General features: G+C 38.1%; 24 protein-coding genes. 14 read left to right on the forward strand and 10 right to left on the reverse strand.

All coding sequences use genetic code 11. The features are described 5' to 3' along the window. Positions 1–10: 10 nt before the first annotated feature. The 6 genes from ACY2RU_RS03000 to xrtF all read right to left on the reverse strand — a co-directional run bounded on the left by ACY2RU_RS03000 (position 11) and on the right by xrtF (position 5,106). The gene (locus ACY2RU_RS03000; RefSeq protein ID WP_490136919.1) at positions 11–2,263 is read right to left on the reverse strand and encodes a TonB-dependent receptor; all 2,253 of its coding nucleotides are present in this window, start codon (positions 2,261–2,263) and stop codon (positions 11–13) included. Continuing rightward, positions 2,260–2,988: a heavy-metal-associated domain-containing protein gene (locus tag ACY2RU_RS03005; RefSeq protein WP_490136920.1), complete on the reverse strand. Its 729-nt coding sequence runs from the start codon at positions 2,986–2,988 to the stop codon at positions 2,260–2,262. The genes ACY2RU_RS03000 and ACY2RU_RS03005 overlap by 4 nt, the downstream gene beginning before the upstream one ends. 82 nt (positions 2,989–3,070) lie before the next feature. After that, positions 3,071–3,478: an HYC_CC_PP family protein gene (locus ACY2RU_RS03010; protein ID WP_490136921.1), complete on the reverse strand. Its 408-nt coding sequence runs from the start codon at positions 3,476–3,478 to the stop codon at positions 3,071–3,073. Positions 3,479–3,529: 51 nt separating this feature from the next. Then, positions 3,530–4,075 carry a DUF3347 domain-containing protein gene (locus ACY2RU_RS03015; RefSeq protein ID WP_490136922.1) on the reverse strand — a complete coding sequence of 182 codons (546 nt, stop codon included), beginning with the start codon at positions 4,073–4,075 and terminating at the stop codon, positions 3,530–3,532. 52 nt (positions 4,076–4,127) lie between these two features. Further along, on the reverse strand, positions 4,128–4,562 hold the full coding sequence (locus tag ACY2RU_RS03020; protein WP_490136923.1) for an exosortase F system-associated membrane protein: 435 nt from the start codon (positions 4,560–4,562) through the stop codon (positions 4,128–4,130). Beyond that, positions 4,555–5,106 (reverse strand): exosortase family protein XrtF, encoded by a 552-nt coding sequence (gene xrtF / locus ACY2RU_RS03025; RefSeq protein WP_490137468.1) that lies wholly within the window; start codon positions 5,104–5,106, stop codon positions 4,555–4,557. The genes ACY2RU_RS03020 and xrtF overlap by 8 nt, the downstream gene beginning before the upstream one ends. Before the next feature lie 87 nt (positions 5,107–5,193). Between xrtF and ACY2RU_RS03030 the strand changes: the two genes are divergently transcribed. Next, entirely contained in the window at positions 5,194–5,649 is a 456-nt protein-coding gene (locus ACY2RU_RS03030) for a GAF domain-containing protein (protein WP_490136924.1), read from the forward strand. A gap of 125 nt (positions 5,650–5,774) precedes the next feature. Here ACY2RU_RS03030 and ACY2RU_RS03035 read toward each other — a convergent pair whose 3' ends face one another. Beyond that, positions 5,775–7,031 carry an ABC transporter permease gene (locus tag ACY2RU_RS03035; protein ID WP_490136925.1) on the reverse strand — a complete coding sequence of 419 codons (1,257 nt, stop codon included), beginning with the start codon at positions 7,029–7,031 and terminating at the stop codon, positions 5,775–5,777. A 183-nt stretch (positions 7,032–7,214) separates the two neighbouring features. Here ACY2RU_RS03035 and purH point away from each other — a divergent pair, with 183 nt between their 5' ends. From purH to rodA, 6 genes are all read left to right on the forward strand, one after another. Next, on the forward strand, positions 7,215–8,747 hold the full coding sequence (gene purH / locus ACY2RU_RS03040) for a bifunctional phosphoribosylaminoimidazolecarboxamide formyltransferase/IMP cyclohydrolase (protein WP_490136926.1): 1,533 nt from the start codon (positions 7,215–7,217) through the stop codon (positions 8,745–8,747). A gap of 65 nt (positions 8,748–8,812) precedes the next feature. Then, complete coding sequence (locus ACY2RU_RS03045) at positions 8,813–9,841, forward strand: rod shape-determining protein (RefSeq protein ID WP_490136927.1); 1,029 nt, start codon at positions 8,813–8,815, stop codon at positions 9,839–9,841. A gap of 112 nt (positions 9,842–9,953) precedes the next feature. Beyond that, the gene (gene mreC, locus ACY2RU_RS03050) at positions 9,954–10,727 is read left to right on the forward strand and encodes a rod shape-determining protein MreC (RefSeq protein WP_490136928.1); all 774 of its coding nucleotides are present in this window, start codon (positions 9,954–9,956) and stop codon (positions 10,725–10,727) included. Beyond that, positions 10,714–11,220 (forward strand): rod shape-determining protein MreD, encoded by a 507-nt coding sequence (locus ACY2RU_RS03055; protein ID WP_490136929.1) that lies wholly within the window; start codon positions 10,714–10,716, stop codon positions 11,218–11,220. The genes mreC and ACY2RU_RS03055 overlap by 14 nt, the downstream gene beginning before the upstream one ends. Before the next feature lie 45 nt (positions 11,221–11,265). Then, on the forward strand, positions 11,266–13,134 hold the full coding sequence (gene mrdA, locus ACY2RU_RS03060; RefSeq protein ID WP_490136930.1) for a penicillin-binding protein 2: 1,869 nt from the start codon (positions 11,266–11,268) through the stop codon (positions 13,132–13,134). After that, on the forward strand, positions 13,134–14,390 hold the full coding sequence (gene rodA, locus ACY2RU_RS03065) for a rod shape-determining protein RodA (RefSeq protein WP_490136931.1): 1,257 nt from the start codon (positions 13,134–13,136) through the stop codon (positions 14,388–14,390). Before mrdA ends, rodA begins: the two co-directional genes overlap by 1 nt. 901 nt (positions 14,391–15,291) lie before the next feature. Here the strand turns inward: rodA and ACY2RU_RS03070 are convergent. Further along, entirely contained in the window at positions 15,292–16,110 is an 819-nt protein-coding gene (locus ACY2RU_RS03070; RefSeq protein ID WP_490136932.1) for a DNA/RNA non-specific endonuclease, read from the reverse strand. A 105-nt stretch (positions 16,111–16,215) separates the two neighbouring features. Here ACY2RU_RS03070 and ACY2RU_RS03075 point away from each other — a divergent pair, with 105 nt between their 5' ends. From ACY2RU_RS03075 to ACY2RU_RS03085, 3 genes are all read left to right on the forward strand, one after another. Beyond that, positions 16,216–18,072 (forward strand): tetratricopeptide repeat-containing sensor histidine kinase, encoded by a 1,857-nt coding sequence (locus ACY2RU_RS03075; RefSeq protein ID WP_490136933.1) that lies wholly within the window; start codon positions 16,216–16,218, stop codon positions 18,070–18,072. Next, complete coding sequence (locus ACY2RU_RS03080; protein WP_490136934.1) at positions 18,065–18,805, forward strand: LytR/AlgR family response regulator transcription factor; 741 nt, start codon at positions 18,065–18,067, stop codon at positions 18,803–18,805. Before ACY2RU_RS03075 ends, ACY2RU_RS03080 begins: the two co-directional genes overlap by 8 nt. A 112-nt stretch (positions 18,806–18,917) precedes the next feature. After that, on the forward strand, positions 18,918–19,685 hold the full coding sequence (locus ACY2RU_RS03085) for a hypothetical protein (RefSeq protein WP_490136935.1): 768 nt from the start codon (positions 18,918–18,920) through the stop codon (positions 19,683–19,685). Between the two features lie 59 nt (positions 19,686–19,744). On the opposite strand, the gene ACY2RU_RS03090 is transcribed toward ACY2RU_RS03085, so the two are convergent. Both ACY2RU_RS03090 and ACY2RU_RS03095 read right to left on the reverse strand, forming a co-directional pair. After that, complete coding sequence (locus tag ACY2RU_RS03090) at positions 19,745–20,848, reverse strand: ABC transporter permease (protein WP_490136936.1); 1,104 nt, start codon at positions 20,846–20,848, stop codon at positions 19,745–19,747. A 14-nt stretch (positions 20,849–20,862) separates the two neighbouring features. After that, positions 20,863–23,031, reverse strand: coding sequence for a carboxy terminal-processing peptidase (locus tag ACY2RU_RS03095; protein WP_490137469.1), 2,169 nt, complete (start codon positions 23,029–23,031; stop codon positions 20,863–20,865). Positions 23,032–23,196: 165 nt separating this feature from the next. On the opposite strand from ACY2RU_RS03095, the gene surE reads away from it, so the two are divergent. The 4 genes from surE (at position 23,197) to ACY2RU_RS03115 (ending at position 26,029) form a co-directional block, all read left to right on the forward strand. Then, positions 23,197–23,973, forward strand: coding sequence for a 5'/3'-nucleotidase SurE (surE, locus tag ACY2RU_RS03100; RefSeq protein WP_490136937.1), 777 nt, complete (start codon positions 23,197–23,199; stop codon positions 23,971–23,973). Then, a complete protein-coding gene (locus tag ACY2RU_RS03105; RefSeq protein ID WP_490136938.1) occupies positions 23,970–24,260 on the forward strand; it encodes a hypothetical protein in 291 nt (96 codons plus the stop codon). Before surE ends, ACY2RU_RS03105 begins: the two co-directional genes overlap by 4 nt. Before the next feature lie 34 nt (positions 24,261–24,294). After that, entirely contained in the window at positions 24,295–25,425 is a 1,131-nt protein-coding gene (gene lpxB / locus ACY2RU_RS03110; RefSeq protein WP_490136939.1) for a lipid-A-disaccharide synthase, read from the forward strand. A 94-nt stretch (positions 25,426–25,519) separates the two neighbouring features. After that, complete coding sequence (locus tag ACY2RU_RS03115; protein ID WP_490136940.1) at positions 25,520–26,029, forward strand: C40 family peptidase; 510 nt, start codon at positions 25,520–25,522, stop codon at positions 26,027–26,029. The last annotated feature ends 11 nt before the right edge of the window (positions 26,030–26,040 follow it).

Consider the following 26,040-nt stretch of genomic DNA (forward strand, 5'->3'; position numbering starts at 1 on the left):
ATAAATGTATTTACTGTAATTTATATCTTAATCCGGTATAATAACTACTTCCAAAAATGGGTCCGTAGACAAAGGTACTATCAAAATTGAAGCCAAACGGATCGTCTGCACTCAATATGGGTTTCTCTTGTTGTACATTGGTCACATTCTCTCCTCCCAAATATAATTCAAAACGAGGTGAAAATACTTTGGTCACTTGAAAATTTAAGGTCCCCACAGTAGGTGTTCTTTCTGGTAATTGAAACTCCTCCGGACTTCTATCTGTAAACGGGTAACGTTGTGAATCTAACCAATTATAGGTTGCATCAACTTTCCAATGCCCGCCTTTTTCATTGAGTTTCGACTCCCAACCGATATTGGCAAAGAGCCTGTTTTTGGGCACTAGCGCTTTTTCAATGGTTCCACGATCTTCAGCACCTCCGTTAAAAGTGGCCTGCACATCAAAATATTTGTACGCGAGTCTTATATCGGTGCGATCAAATAATTCCATACTTGCTTCTACTTGAAAACTGTTGGCGAAACTTTCGCCGTTCAAGTTATAAAACAAAACATCCCGCGAGTTACCCCAATCTACAATGACTTGATTTTCAAACTCAGTTCGGTAGAAGTCTAATGTCACGTCTGCCTTTCTTCCAAAGAGATTAAATCCTTGTAAATAAGAAACTCCATAATTCCATGCTTTTTCTGGATCCAATCCATAAATATCTCCTCCTCCATCAAGAATTTTGATAATGCGGTTGCTAGAAAATAGTTGTTGATTCTCAATAAAAATGTTTGCACTTCTACGTCCACTACCCACCGAAAAGCGAAAAACGCCTTGTTCCCAAGGTGTATATCGTACATGCAAGCGAGGCGTGACAAAAAAGCCAAATAAATTATGATTATCTGCTCTAATTCCCGCAGTTAGATTTAAATCACCTAAATTATCATAGGTATATTCAAAAAATCCTCCAACCGAATTTTCAGTGCGGTTAAATTCTGTGTTGAGCACCAATTCTTCATAGCGATCATAAGTAGTACTTAGACCTATCTTAACTTTGTGGCGTGAATCGCTAATAATCGTATTATAAATCGCATTTCCGTAGAAACTCTGATGGTTAATATTGTAGACCTTTAGTCCAAAATACGACTCTTGTTCATGATTACTAAAAGCAGTTTGCACACCAATACTTTGGTAGGGAATTTCTGGATTTACCCAACCCAGCTTTGCGGAAAAATCATAACGAGTAGTATTGATCTCGCTACCCCAAAAATTTGTGGTCAATTTATCCCTATCTGGATCAAAATCTAGCTGTCCTGTTTGCTTTTCATCGGTCATAAACCGAAGATTAATAAAACTTACAAAGCCATTCTCTGTATCTGTGTATTGCCAACGATTCATCACATTGATCTGTTTTGCTAAGGGCAGATCTAAAAAACCATCGTCATTATTGTCTGATTTAAGCGTACGTGTATTTCCGTGTAAATACAAACCTGTATGCCACCGATTACTAACTTTGGTATTGAGATGCGTATTTAATTCATAGCGCCCATCAATAGCTGCGTAGGCATTTACAAAAAGCTTATCGTCTGCCGAGGGTTTTTGAAGCTCGGCATTAATTTGGCCCGCTATACTTTCAAAACCATTTGACACGCTTCCTGCTCCTTTCGTAATTTGAATACTCTCCACCCAGGTCCCTGGTATAAAACTCAACCCTTGCGCCTGAGCAGCACCGCGAACTGAAGGAATATTTTCAGTGGTGATCAAAATATTCGGACTCTTGAGTCCGAGCATTTTTATCTGCCGTGTACCCGTAATCGCATCTGGAAAATTCACATCAATCGATGGATTGGTCTCAAAGCTTTCGGCAAGGTTACAACAGGCCGCTTTTAACAATTCATCGCTACTCACATTGATCACATTCTGTGAATGTAGATATGATCGGGATGACGCTTTCTTTCTAGTAGATATCAACACCTCATCGAGATCGCCTTTCGGCCTCAAAGTGTGTTTAATAACCCGTGGTTTTGTAATGGTAAGGGTGTCATTTGTAAATCCAACATAACTAATGACCATTTTTTTATAAGCAGGATCGTAAGGCAGACTAAAATACCCTGTATCATCGGTAACCGCACCTATGGAGGTGTTTAGCCAATATACATTTGCACCAAATAACCCAATTTCTTTTCCTGAATCATTTCCTTCCAATATGGTTCCTGAAATTTCTTCCTGCGCTATTAGAAGGCAGGGAATAGCTAAAAATATACATAGAATCAACCTCATGCGCTATATATTTTAAAAAGCATTATAATAGCCATGACGATCATCAAGCTATTTTCAATAAATGTGGCTTGTGTCATTGGTAGTTTTAAGGCTGTTCCTAAGCAGGCGCACTGAATTTTTTGCTTGCTGAGCAGCACTTTACTTACACCAATTGTTGTGATTCCTAAAATGAGGATCGTTATCAATAATGCCCCGGCTACTTCAAAGCGCATGAGCAACATTAACCCCAAAGCAACTTCAAGAAAGGAGTAGATCCAACTATAAACAGGTACCGCTTTAGCCAGCGGATCATACATTTGAAAACTACCTGAAAAACCTTTTAGATCAAGTAGTTTAAAAAAGCTAAAAACAATAAAGAACAAGCCCATAAAATCGAGCATTGCTTCGGTAGTATTCCATGATTTATAATGCAGCAGTATCGCAGCGGCAGCAATGTACCCCAGGATCAGGAAAAGCGGTTTTAACTGCTGGAGTTTACTTTTTTCAGGTTCCATTTCCGCAGAAGCGAAAATATTTGTTTGCTTTTTTTCTGAAAGGGAATACTTTTCAGGCAGGGCCTTTTTTAGGGTTTCGGTGGCAATATGATGGTTCATGGTGACTGTTGCTTCTCCTTGATCGAGTGCCACAGAGACATTTGAAACGCCTTCTATTTTACCTAAATATTTTTCTACGGAAGCCTTACAGCCGTTACAGGTCATTCCGGTAATTGAATATGTATGTGTCATTAAATTTGATTTTGTTATACCTTAAATACTTGACATGCTATCAAATAAGAGAGTCCCAATAAAAATCGGGGCAAGGTTAAAATCAAATAAGGAAAGTCTCATAAAGAACAGGAATGTCCCTTATAATAGGTGGTGGATCGTAGACGGAATACAAATCTTTCGTTATCGTATCCGCGATTGGAATATTTAAAACAAAGGTCGCTACGAACGCAGCAACAAAGTTTTGGTCAAATTGTATGTCAAAAGAGGCTTTAGCAAAATGGTTGTCGGTAGTAACCTGCGTATATTCATTGTCGCAGCAACTATGCTCTTCAGTTTGTTCATCATCACAAGAGGTTTCCTCCATAACCATTCCACACGAAAGATTTTCTTCGCCTAAGGTTATCTGAGAAAGCATTTCAAACTCACCACAGTAATGCTTTGCATACGCGATACCGCTGCTACTAAGCAACAACAAAGTGGATAAAAGTATAGAAATGTACTGTTTCATTAAAGCAAAATTAGGATAAATCATGGGTTACCGAATCAAAATAGTGTTAAACTATTTTATCTCAGAGGCCACACGACCACATTTTAGCATCTTATCACCAAAATATGGATTCATAATATCTTTACTATTACTCAACCAATAGGCACCCGTATTATTAAACGCCATTGGGCAATATTGTTTGTAGATAGTACCCTCAGCAAGCGCATCTTCAAGTAATAACTCAACACCTTCCGTTACCGTTACAAAGGCTTTTCGTTGGACTTCCGTATCGTCTGTATCATTAATTGCTTGGGCTGCGGCTAGTACATTTTCCTCCACACCAATATTCGCAAACGCAGTCATAAGGCCTGAAGCCGCATCAGCAGCAGCCTTACCATTAGTATTCACTAAAGCTGTTTTTACTTCAATATAGTTGGCATATACAGCCGCTAGCTTTTCATCTTTAAATTCGGCATCACCTTTTTCCGATTCATAAGTAGATTGCTTAGGTGCTGTTTCTACAGAAATAACTTCGGGAGTTTGTTCTTTTTTATCGCTTTTACAAGCAAAGAGAACAACAGTAATAGCTAGCAGGAGAAGAAAATGTAGTGATTTCATTTCAAGGGGTTTTATAAAATACAAAGATACCAAATTTTCGTCTTTTGCAAGCTTACTTTTTAGAGTTCACTTTCTGAAAATAAAAAGCTGGCAGTAGGAGCAATAATAGTAAGGGCTGAATCAAGAACCGGCGCACATAAAACAAGGCAAGATATTGGCCTGCTTCCGAAGCATTCAACAGATAATAAAAACTACCTAGCAGAACGATAAAGATCACTGCATAAATAAGTATAGCGATCTTTAACACCTCACCATTTTTAAAAGCGAACCATAAAATCCCTAATGAAAGAAACATATTTAGCCCATAACGAAGTATGGTGTTCAGCAATAATTTGCCCATTTCAAATGCAGGAAGAGGCTCGACTGTATGTGAGGTTTTAAAAAATAGGATCAACGGATCATAAAACAGGATATCGGCAAACATTCGTATCCCAACCAATGCGGCAGAAAGCAAGATCAAAGCTGTTATTTGGATCCCTTTAGACATGTGAAACTGGCTTTGTTTGATTTAGCATTCGCACCCAAAGCATCCATAACAAAAAGATCATTCCGTAAATTAATCCTGGAAAAACAACGCCATGTAGTAGGTGTTGGTATTCTGGAAAAGTGTACAACGCCCATGCTAAAAAGACAATTCGGGCAATATTGACTGTATAAATAAGGACCGAACCCACAAAGACAAATAGTAGGGTCTTAGATAGTTTTTGGGCGAAGGCCACAATAAACGAAACGAATAAAATGATCAGGCTTATGGAGTTGCAACCTTCAATGATTCGTGCTACAAATTGTCCCTTTACATATAATTTCATGCTCGGTTCTGTTTCATGAGGCATGATACGGGCATCGGTAAAACTATTGATCACTTCGTTACATTGTGTAGCTACTAACTCGGTGACAAAATCTGGAAAATATTGACCTCCTCGTGAAAAGTTCAGATAGAAACTATACAACATAGTAAGCACAAAATAGCTTCCCAAAAAGAGAAGTACAAAACGTATAACCGATCTATATTTTGTAAGAAGTGTTTTCAGAAGAAAATTCAGTTTTAACAAAAATACAGCATTTGTTCTTGGTAAATCAAACGGTTTTAAAATACATTTACCCAAACTTTCTCTACTATGCCATTTGATGCACTCAAACATAAAGTAAACACAATCTTAGCTAACGACCAAGAATCGTCAGAACAGCGCATGACCGAGGTCTGTGAATTGTTGGAAACATCTATTGGATATTACGATTGGGTAGGCTTTTATTTTGCGAATCACGAAAAAAGAACACTGCATCTAAAAGCATTTGCCGGGGAACCTACAGATCATATTGAGATCCCCTTTGGAAAGGGGATTTGCGGACAAGTAGCCGAATCGAACCAAAATTTTGTGGTTCCGGATGTGGCAGCCCAAAACAACTATATTGCCTGTAGCATGTACGTAAAAGCTGAAATTGTTGTGCCTATATTTAAAGATGGCAAGAATATTGGGCAAATTGACATTGATTCGCATATGGCCGATCCATTCTCTCCCGAAGATGAACGATTCTTGGAATATGTTTGTGAAAAGGTTTCAGAGATTCTTTAAGAATCAAATTCCAAATAATAGAATAGATCATTATAAAGCTCTTCACAAACCCTTCTTGATAAAGGGGGCACTGTGAGCATTATGTGATTTTGCATTTTTTTGGAGTTATTCTGCTCGGCAGGACATTACATTCCGGTCCTGATCGCTTCAACAGGATCTAATTTTGACGCGGTAATTGCGGGTAGAATCCCGGATATGAGTCCAATGACCGCCGAGATCGCAGTTCCTAAAAACATATTGAACGGAGACAAGATGAATTCAAAATCTTCCATAAAACCAGAAGCAATTATCGAAACCACAAAAACAAGCAATAAACCAATAAGCCCTCCTAGGACTGCCAAAATAACGGCTTCAAATAAAAACTGAAGTAAAATAAATCGGTTTTTAGCTCCCAGAGATTTCTGAATTCCGATTAAATTTGTACGCTCTTTTACGCTAACAAACATAATATTAGCAATTCCAAAACCACCTACCAATAAAGAAAAGCCACTAATAAGCAATCCTATGATATTCATGGTTCCCGTGATACTATCAATAATATCGGTTACCCCTTGCATCTGATTTACAAAAAAAGTGTCTGTTTGATCAGTCTTTAAACCGCGAAACAAACGTAATTTCTGAGTTATGTTTGCAATTAACTCGGCATTGTCGGCGCCCTTTTCCGGTTTGATTATAATTTGTGGAAACAACGCTTTATTATTGTCTCCAAATATTTTACGCGTCATATTAACTGGCATTAAAACGACAGTATCTTTAGATCCTCCAAACAAGCCTTGTCCTTCTTTTTCTAAAACACCAATAACTACAAACTTTCGTCCGTAGAGCCGAGCTTTTTTTCCAATGGCCGCTTCCGCAGATCCAAAGAGCGCTTTTGCGATCTCGTCGCCCAATACAATAACAGCCGTACCACTATTCGATTCGGCCTCGTTAAAAAATCGCCCCTCTTGTAGCTTTAATGCTTCAATATCGTAATACTCATACGTTACCGACGCTATATCAACATTATTTACACTGTTCTCTTCATATTTTATGTTGTCTTTAGGGACGTTTAGTGCAAAAGCAGATGTCTCAACATTGGGTAGACTACGTTTTAGATGTTCGTACTCGCCATAGGAAACATCGGGAAACTGCTGCCATTTCCAACGGGGTATATCGGTATTTGTAAATGGAAAACGCATGATAACAATCGTACTATTGTCCAAACCGCTTATACTTCCTTCAATTTCGCGCTTTAACGAATCAACTGCCGCGAGCACAGCGATGATAGAAAAGATACCAATGGTCACACCAACTAACGACAAAAAAGTACGTAATTTGTTATTTTTTAGCGCATTGACGGCAAAAATAAAACTCTCTTTTAAAACACGAAGGTAGATGAGCATATGCTGATTAGTGGTATTTGATAGAATTGCGTAAGACCTATTTCTTAAGCGCTTTTAACAATTATAACTTCCTTGATAAAATTATAAAAAGTATGACGCTTTCTGCCCCATATTGTTACAAAATTCTTTGGTATTTATGTATTTTTGCAACTTTCACGAATAATTCATTTTCAGCAAACCAACATGAGCGACACAAAAAAGGTTACTTCTGCATTAATTTCGGTATTTCACAAAGATGGTCTTGAACCTATCGTAAAAAAATTAGATGCCCTTGGAGTAACTATCTATTCTACGGGAGGAACACAAAAATTTATCAATGATCTTGGCATTAAAGTCATTCCAGTAGAGGATGTGACCGATTACCCTTCTATTCTTGGTGGACGAGTAAAAACGTTACACCCAAAAGTATTTGGAGGCATCTTAAACCGTCAAGATAACGAGGAAGATGTAAGGCAAATGGCAAAATTCAACATTCCACAACTCGATGTGGTGATCGTTGATTTATATCCTTTTGAAAAAACAGTTGCGTCGGGTGCTTCGGAAGAAGACATCATTGAAAAAATAGATATAGGTGGAATTTCACTAATTCGCGCTGCCGCGAAAAACTTTAAAGACACGGTTTGTGTTTCTTCCATGGAAGATTACGATGAATTCTTAGCCGATCTTTCTGAAGATGAAGGCCGTATTTCTCTAGCCAATCGCAAAAAATTTGCTGCCAAAGCCTTCAATGTATCTTCAAATTACGACACAGCGATCTTTAATTACTTTAATGCAGATCACAGCATTCCCGCACTAAAAATTAGCGAAACCAATGGCAAGGTATTGCGCTATGGCGAGAATCCGCATCAACGCGGATTTTTCTTCGGAGATTTTGATGCGATGTTTGATAAGCTCCACGGAAAAGAACTCAGTTATAACAATTTATTAGATGTTGATGCCGCTGTCAACCTAATGAGCGAATTTAAAGGTGAAGCACCAACCTTCGCTATATTAAAACACAACAACGCTTGCGGAATAGCGCAACGCGCAACTGTTCTGGAAGCCTACAATGCCGCACTAGCTGGGGATCCTGTTTCGGCTTTTGGTGGTATTTTAATTTGCAATACTGAAATTGACGCAGCAACTTCCGAAGAGATCCACAAATTATTCTGCGAAGTAGTAATTGCACCCTCTTTTTCTTCCGAAGCCGTAGAAATCTTAAAAGGAAAGAAAAATCGTATTTTATTGATTCAGAAAGAAGCGGCACTTCCAACTACAACGGTACGAACCTGTTTAAATGGAGCTCTGGTTCAAGACAAAGATGCAAAAACCGATACGATTTCAGATTTAAGCCATGCTACGAACAATAAACCAACGGCAAGCGAGTTAGAAGATTTAATGTTTGCATCAAAAATATGCAAGCATACCAAATCGAATACCATTGTCCTTGCAAAAGGAAAACAATTATGCGCAAGCGGAACTGGCCAGACATCGCGAGTGGATGCCTTAAACCAAGCTATCGACAAGGCCAAGAATTTTAAGTTTGACCTCAGCGGTGCTGTGATGGCAAGCGACGCCTTCTTCCCGTTCCCTGATTGTGTAGAAATTGCCGATCACGCAGGTATAACCGCTGTGATCCAGCCAGGAGGTTCGATAAAAGACGAATTGAGTGTCTCTTATTGTAATGACCATGACATGGCCATGGTATTTACCGGGACGCGTCATTTTAAACACTAAAAAATAGTACATTTGTGAGGAGCTCAAACTCAGTATGTTTAACAATAAACCGCCAAATATAGCTTATGGGATTTTTTGACTTCCTAACCGAAGAAATAGCGATCGATTTAGGGACGGCAAACACTTTGATCATTCACAATGATAAAGTAGTTGTTGACGCCCCTTCTATTGTTGCACGTGACCGTACCACAGGTAAAATTATTGCTGTTGGTCGTGAAGCTGCAATGATGCAAGGAAAAACCCACGAAAACATTAAAACAATTCGTCCCTTAAAAGACGGAGTAATTGCCGATTTTGACGCAAGTGAAAAGATGATCAATATGTTCATCAAAGATATTCCAGCGCTAAAGAAAAAATGGATCACACCATCGTTACGTATGGTTATTTGTATTCCTAGCGGTATCACAGAAGTGGAAATGCGTGCGGTAAAAGAAAGTGCTGAACGTGTAAATGGAAAAGAAGTATATCTAATTCATGAACCAATGGCTGCAGCGATCGGTATTGGGGTTGACATCATGCAACCAAAAGGAAACATGGTGGTTGATATTGGAGGTGGAACAACCGAAATTGCTGTAATAGCACTTGGCGGAATTGTTTGTGACAAATCGGTTAAGATTGCAGGAGATGTCTTTACAAACGACATCATTTATTATATGCGTACCCAACACAATTTATATGTAGGTGAGCGAACTGCTGAAAAGATAAAAATTCAAATTGGTGCAGCAACCGAAGATCTCGAACTGCCACCCGATGAAATGGCGGTACAAGGCCGTGATCTTTTAACTGGAAAGCCTAAACAAGTTCAAACATCCTATCGTGAAATTGCCAAAGCATTAGACAAATCGATCTTACGTATTGAAGATGCCGTAATGGAAACACTTTCACAAACACCTCCAGAATTAGCTGCCGATATTTATAATACAGGAATCTATTTGGCCGGTGGTGGTTCTATGCTGCGCGGTTTAGACAAGCGTCTTTCTCAAAAAACAGACCTTCCTGTTTATATTGCCGAAGACCCTTTACGTGCGGTAGTAAGAGGTACTGGAATTTGCTTAAAAAATTTAGCCAAATATAAAAGCGTGTTGATCAAATAACCGGGCAACGAGGTTGTAAACCGTTGCATTTTTTTGACCCAAATATAAATTCAGTCGCGTGCAGCAGATCATCTATTTTTTTATACGGAATAAAAACTTCCTGCTATTTGCTGTGCTTTTTTTTCTTTCGGTAGTGCTTACCATTAGAACACATTCTTTCCATAACAGTGCCTTTGCAAGTTCAGCCAACTTTCTTAGCGGTGGAATATACTCTGTTAAGAGTTCAATTACAGCTTACTTCGGATTAGAAACAGAGAATCAAAAATTGGTTGATGAAAACATTCGACTTCGGAAAACGCTAGAAAGCTATAAACGCTTATCAGACCCAAGATTGGACACCGTGTTTCCTTCAGAAAAATTTCAGTATATCAGCGCGAAAGTGATCAACAATAGTTATTCAAAAACAAGAAACCAGCTTACACTAAACAAAGGATCTAACGACAGCATTGAAAAAGAAATGGGCGTTATCACTACAAAAGGTATTGTTGGCGTGATCAGTAATACTTCAAAAAACTACGCGACAGTTCGCTCTATCCTAAATACAAACAGTCAAGTAAGTGCAAAATTAAAAAAGTCAAATCACGCTGGGTTTTTAGTTTGGGATGGAGAAAATCCGAATATCGTTCAATTGACAGATGTCCCAAGACTCGCTCCTATTTTGGTGGGTGATACGATCGTAACAGACGGGAAATCGACCATCTTTCCGCGAGATATGCTCATTGGAACTATCAAAGAGTATCGTTTAAATGATGCCGACGACTATTACCAATTAGACGTTCTTTTATTTAATGACATGACCAATTTAAGTAATGTTTATGCCATTGAAAATCGTGAAGCAATGGAAATAAAGCAACTGGAAAATCCAGATAATAATGCAGAACAGTGAAGTTTTAGTCAATAGCACCCGTTTTGTATTGCTTGTTTTATTACAAGTGGTATTGCTTGACCATATCAATTTTTTAGGGTATATCAACCCGTATTTGTATATCCTCTTTATTTTGCTCTTTCCACTTACCGGAAACAAAACATTACTGATCCTGCTAAGCTTTTTACTTGGCCTGTCGGTTGATATTTTTAATGACTCAGGTGGGATTCATGCAGCGGCATCTGTATTTATTGCATATATACGACCTCTTGTTCTTAAGTTTTCCTTCGGAATAAGCTACGAATACAACACCACACGTATTAGCAACGTACCCATTAACCAGCGCGTGCTCTATATTACCGTCATGGTTCTACTGCATCATTTGGTATTATTTTCTTTGGAAATTTTTAGCATTTCTCACATACTTCTTATCCTGAAATCGACGTTATTTTCAAGTATATTCAGTATTTTATTACTAATCTGTGTTCTTGTGCTTTTTAGCCGAAAGAAATAACCAAATTTTAATCTATTATTAATTCCGAAAAAGCTCGGAAATCCTATGAGGAAACTATTACTGCTTGCTATTGTACTTTCTACCGGACTTGTGTTTGCCGGCAGACTCTTCTATTTGCAAATCTATGACACCTCATTTCAGCAACTTTCTGAAAATAATGCGGTAAAAGTGATATATGATTATCCGCAGCGTGGCTATATTTTTGACAGAAATGGAAACCTACTCGTTTCAAATCAACCATCATATGACGTGATGGTCATTCCACGGGAGGTCAAAGATTTAGATACGCTTCGCTTCTGTGAGTTGCTTAAAATAGATAAAGAGGATTTTAAAACAACTTTAAAAAAGGCCCGTGTTTATTCACCGCGTTTACCTTCGGTAGTCATTCCGCAGCTAACAAAAGAAGAATACGCCTACCTCTCAGAGCAAATGTATAAGTACCAAGGATTCTATATTCAGAAAAGATCCTTACGTGATTATCAAGTCGATCATTCAGCCAATGTGTTAGGGTATATTCGTGAAGTAAACGATTATATTATTAACAACAACCCAGACTATCAACAGGGAGAGATTATTGGCATGCAAGGTGTTGAAGCTCAGTATGAAAAGATATTGAGAGGTGTTAAAGGAGTTAAATATGTTCAAAAAGATCGGTTTAACAGAGATATTGGAGCTTATAAAGAAGGAATTTTTGACACCCTTCCTGAACGCGGAAAAGACATTACGTTAACCATTGATGCAGCCTTACAACAATATGGCGAAGAACTTTTTGTAAATAAACGCGGTGGAATTGTTGCGATCGAGCCAGCTACAGGTGAAATTTTAGCCCTAGTAACTGCACCTTATTACGATCCTAGTTTATTGGTGGGGCGTGAACGATCGAAGAATTTTTCGAAGCTTCATTACGATTCTATCTCCAAACCATTATTTGACCGTGGCTTATCTGGAGAATATCCGCCAGGCTCCCCTTTTAAGACGCTTACAGCGCTTATTGGTTTACAAGAAGGTGTCATTGACACCGAAGAAAAGATTTATTGTCACGGTGGTTATGTATACGGGAGAGGCGTTAAACTTGGTTGTCACCATCACAGTACACCTTTATCCATGACTAGCGGAATTGCCAATTCATGCAACGCCTATTTTTGTACGGTCTATCGAAGAACTATTGAAAAATTTGATACGCCTCAGGAGGGAATAGATAGCTGGAAACAACATTTAAGTAGTTTTGGACTCGGACAATATTTGGGCTATGACCTTCCCAGCGGACGTAAAGGCTTGATTCCTAATTCTGAGTTTTATAATCGCTATTACAAATATCCAAAGTACAAGTGGTATGCGACTGCAACCATTTCAAATGCCATTGGTCAGGGAGAGGTTAGCTTGACGCCCATGCAAATGGCCAATTTTACTGCGGCCATCGCCAATAGAGGCTATTGGTATAGACCTCATATTATCAAGAAAATCAAGGGAATCGATACCATTCCGCAACTATATAGAGAGAAAAACTTAACCACGATAGATAAAAAATACTTTGAGCCTGTAGTTGAAGGAATGTTTGACGTATACAATAAAGGTACTGCGGCCCATTTACAAGTGCCTGGTATCGAGATCTGCGGAAAAACAGGAACTGCCGAAAATTATACTAAAATAGATGGGGTACGAACGCAGCTTACCGATCATTCGGTTTTTGTAGCATTTGCACCCAAAGATAACCCTAAAATAGCCATTGCTGTTTTTGTTGAAAATGGCTATTGGGGAGGACGATGGGCTGGACGAATTGCAAGTTTGATGATAGAAAAACACCTAAAAGGTGAAATTACACGTACCGATCTAGAACGTTATGTGCTAGAAGGAAGCTTGGAAGCAGAATACGCAAAGCCACAAAGTGGCGAACCCTTTAGAATCAATCAATAATGAGCAGTGCAAAAAGTATTGTTAAGTTCGACTGGATCACCATCCTTATTTTTATGGCCCTGGTTGGAATAGGCTGGATGAATATTTACTCAGCTTCCCTAAGTGATTCTGCATCTGGTATTTTTGATTTCAGTCAGATCTACGGAAGACAACTTCTCTTTATTATTCTAAGTTTAGTCCTTATTGTTTTTGTTCTGGCAATTGATTCAAAATTTTACGAACGTTTTGCCAGTATCATTTATATCGCTTGCCTGCTTTCTTTAATTGGGCTTTTTATCTTCGGAAAAAATGTAAACGGAGCAACCTCTTGGTATGGGTTTGGAGCCTTTAGCATACAGCCCAGTGAGTTTGCAAAGGCGGCAACGGCTTTAGCCTTGGCCAAATATGTGAGCGATATACAAACCAATATGAGTGATTTTATGGATCAATTCAAGGCATTTTTAATCATTGCTGTTCCAGCTATAATAATTGTGCCTCAACCAGATCCCGGTAGCGCCTTGATCTACGCCGCATTTGTATTCCCTATGTATCGCGAAGGACTTCATTCTATTTTTCTCGTGTTAGGATTTATGGCAACTGGTCTTTTTATTGGAACATTGGCACTTGGAGTCACTTGGATGATACCTGCCATTCTCGCAGTAGCGCTTATTATTTTTCTATATAACCGAAAAAAACGACCAAACATTCCAAGATATTTGATCATTGCCGCTTCTTGTATTGGCTTTGCACTTTCCGTAAGCTATATTTTCAATAATGTCTTTGAACAGCGCCATCGCGATAGATTCAACATAGTTTTGGGGAAAGAAGTTGATGCAAAAGGAATTGGGTATAATACCAACCAAAGTGAGATCGCAATTGGAAGCGGCGGATGGACAGGAAAAGGATGGACTCAAGGCACGCAAACCAAAGGTGACTTTGTGCCGGAACAACATACAGACTATATATTTAGCACGGTGGGTGAAGAATGGGGTTTTCTTGGTAGTATGCTTGTGATCACGCTTTTTATTGCGTTGATAGTTCGCATCTTATTTTTAGCTGAAAGGCAGAAATCGCAATTTGCGCGTGTTTATGGCTATAGTGTTGCGGCCATTTTATTCTTTCACTTTTTTGTAAATGTTGGGATGGTAACAGGACTATTTCCTACAGTGGGTATCCCTCTTCCCTTCTTTAGTTACGGAGGTTCAGGCCTGTGGGGATTTACTATTTTACTCTTTATATTTATACGACTAGACGGTTCTAATTACTATTATACCTAACTGAAATCCCCACAGAAGGGGTGGCGAGGACACTATTTTTTGTACATTTTTGAACACAAAAAATATGGACGAAGCCGTAAATAAAGCAACGCTTTATATTGTTGCAACAGCCTAATACTAATTACTATTATACCTAACTGAAATCCCCACAGAAGGGGTGGCGAGGACACTATTTTTTGTACATTTTTGAACACAAAAAATGTGGACGAAGCCGTAAATAAAGTAACGCTTTATATTGTTGCAACAGCCTAATACTAATTACTATTATACCTAACCGAAATCCCCACAGAAGGGGTGGCGAGTACACTATTTTTTGTACATTTTTGAACACAAAAAATATGGACGAAGCCATAAATAAAGAAATGCTTTATATTGTTTCAACAACCTAAAACCAATTACTCTTATACCTAATTGAAATCCCCACAGAAGGGGCGGCGAGGACACTATTTTTTGTACATTTTTGAACACAAAAAATGTGGACGAAGCCGTAAATAAAGAAACGCTTTGTATTGTTTCAACAACCTAAAACCAATTACTACTACACCTAATTGAAATCCCCACAGAAGGGGTGGCGAGGACACTATTTTTTGTACATTTTTGAACACAAAAAATATGGACGCAGCCGTAAATAAAGTAACGCTTTATATTGTTGCAACAACCTAAAACCAATTACTACTATACCTAATTGAAATCCCCACAGAAGGGGTGGCGAGTACACTATTTTTTGTACATTTTTCAACACAAAAAATATGGACGAAGCCGTAAATAAAGCAACGCTTTGTATTGTTGCAACAGCCTAATACCAATTACTACTACACCTAACTGAAATCCCCACAGAAGGGGTGGCGAGGATGTTATTTTACTCTACTTCGGAAGGTAATCACACATACCTAAAAACGTGTTATTTTTTATACCACGTCTTCAAATCAATGCCCGATTCGAGTTTGACCTCATCAGCTTCAGATAAATTACTAAAAAAGTCAATCCCTGATTTTCGTTCTACTGTGTCGATCGTCACCACAAAATCGAAAAAAGATTTGTTCGTAGGTTCATTCGGTATTAAGAAAGCGATCCCTCGGTATTCTCCGTTGCTTTTATCAATGATCACCTTATAAAAGTGTTCGGGTACCGACACCTGTTCATCGCCAATAGTCTTTAATCCTCCTTTTAACACACTTCCAGTAATTACATAAACTCCATCATACGCTTCAGCCCAATAACGCACCTTTTGTTCCAACCGATTCCAAACACCTGCGTTGAAATCATGGTTTTGCGGACTAATATTACTTGTCAAAAAAGTCTCATGATAAGCTTCTTCTGAGAATCTTCGATCGCCCGCCGGACACAAATGTCCTCTGTCATAGCCAGAGTTTTTATAATTGCGCCAATCGGCCGACTTGGTTTTCACACTGCGATCTTCAACAAAATACGGGCGTTCTCGGTCTATCTTTGAAAGTTGATTTTTACTTAATTCATATGCAACCCATTCAGCTTGTTCATGTGCTTCGGAATAAGAAAGTGTAAAAAAACGATGCTTTACAATTTCACCCGTTGTTGAACTCGGAAGATAACTATCATCAAATTCAGTTCCATTAAATACCGAACTAACATTGGCCGTATTTGGGTAATCTTCTTGTTCTCTGTCAATATATTTTTCAGCAAAATATAATGCGACAACAATAATAACAGTAAGTACAGGATATAGATATTTTCGATTCATGTAGGCAGTTCCATTTATTTTATTCCGAAGAGAAACAAAGGATAAAAATAGTGAAATCTTATCGGCAGCACGTCATGCTATTTCAAATTTTTATAAGTTTGACATATGCCGAAACTCATTCCCATTTTCCTAATAATTCTTGTTTCACTGAGTTGCAGCGAAAGACCTGATCTTCCCAAAACTAGGCAAGAGATCATTAATTTTCAGGCAAAAACCAAGGTGGTAGATATAGATTCTATCCCAATTCTTCTGCAGCAAGCGGAACGTCTCTTAGCGGAGAATACAGAAATTTCAGATTCGCTCCGCGCCGAAAATCATTATCTTCTCGGCCTGTATTTTCAAAAGAAAGGAAATTCAGATCAAGCCGCTATAGCGTTTCAGAGGGCTACAGACTATGTAAAAGACAGCATTTGGAACTATAGGCAGATGAATTATTTCTATCAAACTCATTTTGCTTATTTAGTAAACGAAAGGTATGGCGATTGTTTGGCCACAGCAGATCAGTTGGAATCGTTAGTTCAACCTAATGATTTCGATCGTTTGGCTTGGGTTTATTTCTTTAGAGAAAGCACATATTTAGATATCCCCGATTACCAAAAAGCATTAGAAAACAATAAATTAAATGTAGATAATCTTATAAAAGCCCAAGATTCAACCCGATTGATTCAAGCATTGATCTTTCAAGAACGCTTAAAATTTCATCACCTTAATGATAAAGATGGAGCATTTGCTATTTTGGACACTTTGCTCGCTTCAGAAAAAAGTCTTAGTAATAACTACAAACGACAGATCTACAGTGACTATGGAGTTTATTTATTTAAAATTGAGAATTTCACCTTAAGTAAAAAGTATTATCAAAAGGTACTTCAAATTATAAGAGAAGATTCAAAAAGCCCGCTTGTTAATAGTTACTTTGCCACAGAATATGCAAACTTAGCTGAAGTATGCCTAAAATTAGGCGAATACAACGAAACTCGAGCCTATTTGGATTCAGTTAAAGCGATCGGCTTAAACAATATTGATACACGACTACAAAAATCCATCTTGCAATATGAGCTACAGCTGGCCTATGCTCAAAAGACCCCTATTTCGACCCTTACAGAACTTGTTGACAGTATTCATAAAAATCAAATGGATCAATACACGGTTAAATTTGAAAACGAATTAGTAGCTCTTAAAAACTCAAATCGAAATGAACGATTACTTACAGCTCAAAAGCAGGCTTCAGAATTAAAAAACCTAAAATTGCAAACTCGTTTAATTTTGTTGGTTTCCATTTTTGTATTGCTTATTACTATCGGTTACTTTATCTATAGAAAACGTAGGTTAAACTTTCAAAAACAAAACTTACAAATGCAACAGCGCCTTTTGCGATCTCAAATGAACCCTCATTTTACCTTTAACACTCTCGCTGCAATTCAGAGTAAAATAAAAAGTGATCAAGAAGGTGCAACCAAATACCTTTTAAAATTCTCCCGCCTTCTAAGGCTCATTTTAGAGAATTCGATGAAGAATTACGTGCTTTTAGATAAAGAGTTAGAATCTCTTAAAAAATATATTGACCTACAGCTCTTGCGATTTCCAGACACCTTTTCTTATGAGATTTTACTGAAAGACATTGAGGAAGAGGATTTTATTTTTATCCCGCCCATGCTTATTCAACCTTTTGTAGAAAACAGCATTCAACATGGCTTCGCTGGAATTTCGTATCCCGGAAAAATTACGATAACTTTAACCAAAGCAAAAAGTTTTATCCAATGCATTATTGAAGATAATGGAAGAGGATTAAACGCAACGAATCCTCATGAAAAACAATCTGCCTCCATTGCTTTAATAGCAAATTATTTAGAGAAAGCAACCAAATCAAAAATCCAAATCATTAATAAGGCAGAACAGAATACCTCTAACCATGGTGTGATCATCTCCTTTTTAATTCCATCTAAAACCACCGAAAATGATTAATGCAATCATCATAGACGACGAAGCTCACATTAGAGCAGATATACGAGCTAAAGTAGAAACCTATTTTAAGTCCAAAATAACTATCCTAAGTGAAGCCGGAAGTGTGGAGGCTGCTGTTATTGCTTTAGAGGAACACAAGCCCGACTTGGTTTTTATGGATGTTCATTTGGGAGATGGTACAGGTTTCGATATTCTTAAAAGAAGTAAATTCAAGAAATTCGATCTTATTTTTATTACAGGATTTGACAATCACGCTATTAAGGCAATTCGCGTGGGTGCCCTCGATTATATCTTAAAACCTATAGACGACGACGAATTTAAAGATGCTGTTTTTAAAGCCCTTGAACACGATGATACAGAGCATCAATTAGAACGGCTTATTGAAGTGTCAAGTGAATTTTTTAGTGGTGCCAAAGATAAAAGGATCATTCTTAAGACAGCAGATACGGTGTATGCGGTCTATGAAAATGATATCATCTATTGCCGTTCTGATGGGAATTATACGACCTTCTACACACAGCAATTGGAGAAAATTGTTGTTTCAAAATCGATCAAAAAAGTGGAGGATATTCTCTCTGAAGATATATTTATTCGATGTCATCAATCTTATATTGTCAATAAAAAACATGTGCTCAAGTATAATAAAAATGGTGTGCTCATTGTTAATCTCGATTTTAAGATCCCGGTTTCAAGTAGAAGAAAAGACTACACCTTAAAAAGAATTTTTGGGTAATAACGAATATGAAACATTTGTGGGCGCTTATGAAAAAAAGTAATACGTATATACACACACGTATATGAGTTTCATTAATTCTCCTTACTATTAATCTATAAAACATCTCCTTATGAAACCTAAATTTCTCCTAATTGCCTTCGCTACACTCTTGTTGTTTTCATGCCAGCCTGAAAGCAATAATCTTGAGTTGCATGAAAATCATACTATAGACCTTACAAAGGCTTCCTCAGACTATCAAACGGAAGTACTTGAAAATGAAATGCAGTGGGCCGCTTTTGTCATTGCCGATTTAGTACATCACGACACAATTAACAGAAATAAGTTGCGTAATGCACTCTCTTACACTAACACCATCCCAATTGAAGATCTTTTAGGCCCTAATGGGGATCGAAGCTTTATTAGTGATTTTAAAACTGCTCTAATCGATTATATCGATATAAACAATCCAGATCCAGACCATCAGATAGGGACACCTCCTCCTCCTCCACCTCCACCAGATCATATTACAGGAATTTCTGGCGAAGATTTTAAAGATCAATTATTGGAGTCTTTAATTAATGATAACTGCATCGAACTATTTTTACCAAAAGGGTTGACAAATGCGACAAGCTATAATACCTCCTCTACGGGGCACCCTTTGACAACCGCAATGGATAATGCTGGTATCCTATGGGTTGAAAATCCATTTGCTGATGACGATAGTGATGCAATTGTTCTTTCGTACGCCGTGACTACAAATTATACCTATGTTCAAAATTCAGCAATAGACATCATTATATCACTTCGTCCTGTAAAGGATTACTCAGGTACTAACTTTGATTGTGCCTATATGCAGTATAACATGATTGATTTTGAAGACTTTTTGACTATGAACTAATTATCTTAGATAACACAGAACCCTGGTTAAAACCGTTTAGATCATCCTAGGCGGTTTTTTTAATTCCGCACATCTAAGGCATCTCGCAATGCATTTCCCATAAGCATAAATGCAGTTACTAAGCTCATAATGGCTAACCCAGGAATGATCGCCAAGTAAGGCTTTCCAAGAATAATATAGGCATAATGATCTTTAATGATCCCGCCCCAACTAGGCATAGGAGGTTGCGCTCCAATTCCCAAAAAACTCAATCCGCTTTCAATTAAAATAGCGCCTGCAAAATTTGCTGCGCTTATAATTATGACTGGAGCCATTGCATTGGGTAGTATGTGTTTTGTTATTATTCTAAAATGTTGAAAACCTAAGGCGCGCGCCGCTGTAACATATTGCATCTGCTTTACGCCCATAACCTGTCCGCGAACAACTCGAGCCACTTCCACCCACATGGTTAGGCCTACAGCTATAAATACTTGCCAAAATCCTTTCCCCAAGGCTAATGTTATCGCTATTACCAATAAAAGTGTTGGTATAGACCAGGTTACATTGATTATCCACATGATCACTGCATCAACTTTGCCGCCAAAATAACCAGCAATGGCACCCATGGTGACACCAATAATTAACGATATAAAAACAGCAACAAAACCAATGGCCAACGAAATTCTAATTCCAATTAGCATTCTACTCAATAGATCCCTGCCATATTTATCGGTTCCCAATAAAAATTCTTTTTTCTTTATATAGTGCTTCGGAATATCTTTGGAAATCGTCGCCTTCGGAAATAGATCGATCCCGTAATCTTTTTGAAGTCCTTCTGTAGTATCACCTGTATATTCAGTAATCTCAATCCCTTCATTGGTAATCTTATAAGCAGAAATTGGTATTTCTGTGGATGCATTCTTGCTTCCGAAGAAAAAAATAGAAAATCCGTTTTGAGATTCTACTTGCTGTGGAATTGTAAGCATGTCTACAGAAAATCCAGGTGCTTTAGAATGTACAGACAAATGCATCTGATTAGCATTTTGCGAATTATCTGGTGCAATAGCATAGGCAAAAATAGCGATAAGAATACATATCACTAAAAAGCTAAAACTAAAAACGCCCCAAAAGTTCTTTTTAAACTTTTGGAGCGCAATTTTAGTTAATGATGTTGCCTTTTTCACATCGTAAAAGTAACCTAATTCTTAATATTTGCGACTTTTCCTGCTTTGATATTATTGAGTTTTAAATCTTCCAACACGTGAACTGCTTCCTCTACATAAATATCTCCAGCGAGATTTTTGTGCCAGCGCTTTCTTTTTTCGCGCAAAGTAGTGTCTTGTTTCATCAAGGCCACTTCATTAGATAATGAGCGGTAACTTAGTTTATTGTCATATTCATTGATCGCATCAAACTTTTTGGTCTCAGCCTTTCTCTTCTCAATTTCAGCTGTATAAGCCTCAAAATTAAGCGTCACGTCTAATTCATCACGACGTTCTTTGATCCAACGAGCATTCTCCTCAATTAACTTTAACTGCTCACTCTGTGCCATACGAGCCTTGCTCTTATTAATAGTTTCTTCAAAATCAATATACCCATCCCAAACCTTATAATCTGCCGGACTGATCTTGTCATAAGGCAACGGATTGTCATAGTCGCGCTCACCCACTTCAATATAAGCATAGCGGTCTGGCATCTCTACGTCACTTTTTACACCTTCAAGCTGAGTAGATCCTCCGTTAACACGATAAAATTTCTGTGTAGTTAACTTAAGTGCTCCCATATCACCCATGTCGCTACTTCGCAACCATGTGTTTAAATCGACCAAATTTTGAACTGTACCCTTTCCATACGTTTGCTTACTACCAATTATGATCGCTCGCTTATAATCCTGCATAGCAGCCGCCAAAATTTCTGAAGCCGATGCAGATAGTCCGTTGACAAGGATCACAAGAGGTCCGTCCCAAATGATCTCATCATTATCATCGCGAAGTACTTCTTTTACAGATCCTCCTGATGCTACCTGAACCATTGGACCTTCCTTAATAAATAAACCTCCAATATCAACAGCCGTTTTTAATGAGCCACCTCCATTATCGCGAAGATCTAAGATCAAACCTTCCATACCTTCTTCCTTAAGGCGAATAATTTCTTTTTTAACGTCACTTGCAGCATTGCGCTCTCCGTAATCATTCATATCAAAATAGAACTGAGGCAAGGCTATTAGTCCGAATTTTTTACTCTCCTTTTCCACCAAAGCACTTTTGGCGTAAGTTTCTTCTAGCTCAACCACATCACGAGTGATCGTTTCGTCTTCAATTGTACCATCTACACGTTTAATTGTAAGAACAACTTTTGTTCCTTTGGGGCCTTTAATGAGCTTTACAGCATCATCGATACGCATCCCAACAATACTTACGGCTTCCTTTTCATCTGCCTGACGCACCTTTAAGATAGCATCGCCAACATGTACATGCTCACCACGCCATGCGGGACCTCCACTAATGACCTCAACGATATTGATATAATCATTTTTCTTTTGAAGTCGCGCACCAATTCCTTCTAGTTTACCACTCATACGTTGATCGAAACGATCGCGATCTGGTGGTGCGAAATAGTTGGTATGTGGATCAAATTCTTCTACAATGGTAGTTAGAAAAACAGCAAAATAGTCCTTCCGTTCAAGATCTTCGGTAAACTCAAAATATTCATTGAGAGATGTCAAAGTTTGGGTTCTCGACTTCTCTTCCATTTCCGAAGGATTTAACAGCGCGTTTTCTGGCATTTCATATTCTTCTCCTTTTACCGCCGCTTCGGCAGCTGCTTTTTCTGAAGTTTTCTTTTCTTCAATTAGGTCGTAATAAGAAGATATTGTTGAAAATTTGAGCTGCTGTCTCCAACGCTCCAACAATTCAGCCTCTGTAGTAGCATATGGTTTATTGTCGTAATCTACACTAATACTCTCATCGGCATTATAATCAAACGGCTTCTCTAAAGCTTTTTTGTAGATCTCTTTCGCCTCCTTCTGACGTAACATAAATCGATCGTAAACCACATTAAAAAAGGTAAGGTCTTTGTCCTTAATTTGATCGTCGATCAATAATTTATAGTCGTCAAATTCTTCTAGATCTGAAGCTAAAAAGTAACGCTTAATAGGGTCCATAGCATCAATAAAATCTGTATAAACACTCTCAGAGAATGTATCATCCATATCTGCTGGGTCATAATGACCACGTTGCAGGACATAGGTTATCAAATCTATTAGAAGTTTATCTTTATCTGGGTCGTTAAACTCTTTGGTTGTAAAACTGCAAGAAGAAGCAGCTACAAATACCGCCAAGAATAAAACTTTAAAATTCTTTTTTATAATGCGCATAAGGGTCTTCAATTTATATAAGTCTCTAAAATTATATAAAAAACCGTGCCAATAGCATATATCGTTACTAATTTTTTGTTAAACAGTTTTCTATAAATAGAGAATTGACAATTCAGGATTATATAACGTATTTTAGCTTTTTAAATTATTGTACCTATGTCTAAAAAAAGACCTCTCATTTTAGTCACTAATGATGATGGAATTACCGCCCCTGGAATACGCACCTTAATTGAGGTGATGAATACCATTGGAGACGTTTGTGTTGTTGCGCCGGATGCGCCGCAAAGCGCCATGGGCCATGCAATTACAATAAATGACACCTTGTATTGTGATAAATTAAAAATCGATAAAAATGCACCACAACAAGAGTACAGTTGTAGTGGCACGCCCGTTGATTGTGTTAAATTAGCAGTCAATGAAATATTAAAACGCAAACCAGACCTTTGCGTGAGTGGAGTGAATCACGGAAGCAATTCTTCTATTAATGTTATTTACAGTGGAACCATGAGTGCCGCGGTTGAAGCAGGTACCTTGGGCATTCCATCTATTGGGTTCTCCTTATTAGATTATTCACTAGAAGCTGATTTTGAACCAACCAAAAAATATATCAAACAAATTGTAGAGCTTTGTCTTGCCAAGGGCCTGCCAAAAGGTGTAGTTTTAAATGTAAATATTCCGAAGCTTTCTGAAAAGGAAATAAAAGGTGTTAAAGTATGCCGACAAGCAAATGCACATTGGGAAGAAAATTTTGACAAACGAACCAACCCACTTGGGAGAGACTACTATTGGCTTACAGGTAAATTTGTCAATAACGACAAAGGTGAAGATACAGACGAATGGGCATTAGCACATGGATATATCTCTGTAGTTCCAGTGCAATTTGACCTTACAGCACATCACGCTATAGCCGACCTAAACACCTGGGATCTATGAAAGCACAAATAGCGAAGCAAATTGGTATCGGATTTTTAATAGGGTTAGCAGCGAATCTCGCAGGAAGCTACCTGTATATCTATTTTTTTTCAGAATATACCGTTGAAACAACCATCGAAATAGCCCAAGAACAGGATGTTCTGGGAAATATCATTGCCTTAGGGGCCATATTAAACTTAGCCGTCTTTTTTATTTTTCTGAAAAAGAAACGATACTATCGCGCACGAGGTGTCATTATGGCAACCCTACTTGCAGCACTGACTATCTTTGCAGCGAAATTTTTTTAACTGAAATAGGAACAAAAGCGATTATAAGAAAACTATGAAATATTACCTTATTGCAGGCGAAGCTTCAGGTGATTTGCACGGCGCAAATCTTATGAAGGCACTTCAAAAGGAGGACCCTCGGGCTTCCTTCCGCTTTTGGGGTGGTGATCTCATGGCCGCTGTAGGAGGAACAGAGGTTAAACATTATCGCGAACTCGCTTTTATGGGTTTTGCGGAAGTGCTATTTAACCTACGAACTATTCTAAAGAACATTACTTTTTGCAAAAACGATATTAAGGCTTTTAACCCCGATGTCATTATTTTTATTGACTACCCCGGGTTCAATTTACGCATTGCTAAATGGGCAAAGCAGCAAGGAATTGCAACACATTATTATATTTCTCCGCAAATATGGGCTTGGAAAGAAGGGCGCATCAAGGAAATTAAACGAGATGTAGACCAGATGTATGTTATCCTTCCGTTTGAAAAAGATTTTTACGAAAAGAAACATCAGTATCCCGTTCACTTTGTTGGTCACCCCCTTATCGATGCAATTTCTCATAGGAAACAAGTAGATCCAGCACATTTCAGAAAAGAAAATCAGCTCGATACAAAACCTATCATTGCGCTACTACCAGGAAGCAGAAAGCAGGAAATTTCAAAAATGCTTGAAATCATGCTTACGGCAGTAGAAGCATATCCAGATTATCAGTTTGTAATTGCCGGTGCTCCAAGCCAAGAAGCTTCATTTTATGCGCCTTTTATTAAGAAACAGAATGTGCATTTGCTGTTAAATAAAACGTATGACCTGTTGAGCGTGTCGCATGCGGCCTTGGTTACTTCCGGAACAGCTACTTTAGAAGCTGGTTTGTTTAAAATCCCTCAGGTGGTTTGCTACAAGGGAAATCGCATCTCCTACGAGATCGCCAAACGTGTGATCAAACTAAAATATATCTCCCTCGTTAATTTAATTTTAGATAAGGAGGTTGTGACAGAATTGATTCAAACCGACTTTAACCCGAAGCGATTAAAAGAAGAACTCGACAAGATCTTAGATCCGTATCAACGCGCTACATTATTTTTGGAATATTACGATCTCGAGCAGAAATTAGGTGGAAAAGGGGCGAGCAAAAAAACAGCACAGTTGATACAAAAAGCCATTGGCTTAGCTGCTGTTTCGAAATAGAAAATGATCTTCTTGACTAAAGTATCTTAAATAAATTATTTTATTTCACGTTTCCTTTAAAAATAGTATTTTTAACAAACCCTTTCATTGCCCTATGAAAAAAATTATCCTGCTCGCCGCCCTTGCGCTATTGCTAGCCTCCTGTGGAGGTTCAAAAAAGACTTCCAAAACATCTTCAAAACACGCAACAACTATACGTGATAATACGAGTTCGCCTAATAAAAAGTTAAACAATATCGTTGATTATGCCGCTAGCTTTGAAGGCACACGGTACAAATTTGGAGGAACTACAAAGTCGGGAATGGATTGCTCAGGGCTAGTATATACAGCTTTTGCCAAAGAAAACGTACAGCTGCCAAGAGTGTCAAGAGATATGGCGACCCGAGGCAAAAAAATATCGCTTTCAAAAATAGAAAAGGGCGATCTTATCTTTTTTCAAACCAACAAGAATCGGCGTGTTATCAATCATGTTGGTCTCGTTACTAGTACACGAGGTGGTGCCATTCAGTTTATTCATTCAACTACCTCACGTGGTGTTATTGTCTCTTCGCTCGAAGAACGCTATTGGAAATCTGCTTTCGTAGAAGTACGTCGTATTATCTAAATTACGTATCT

The sequence above is a fragment of the Ulvibacter sp. 2305UL32-6 genome (assembly GCF_058148545.1).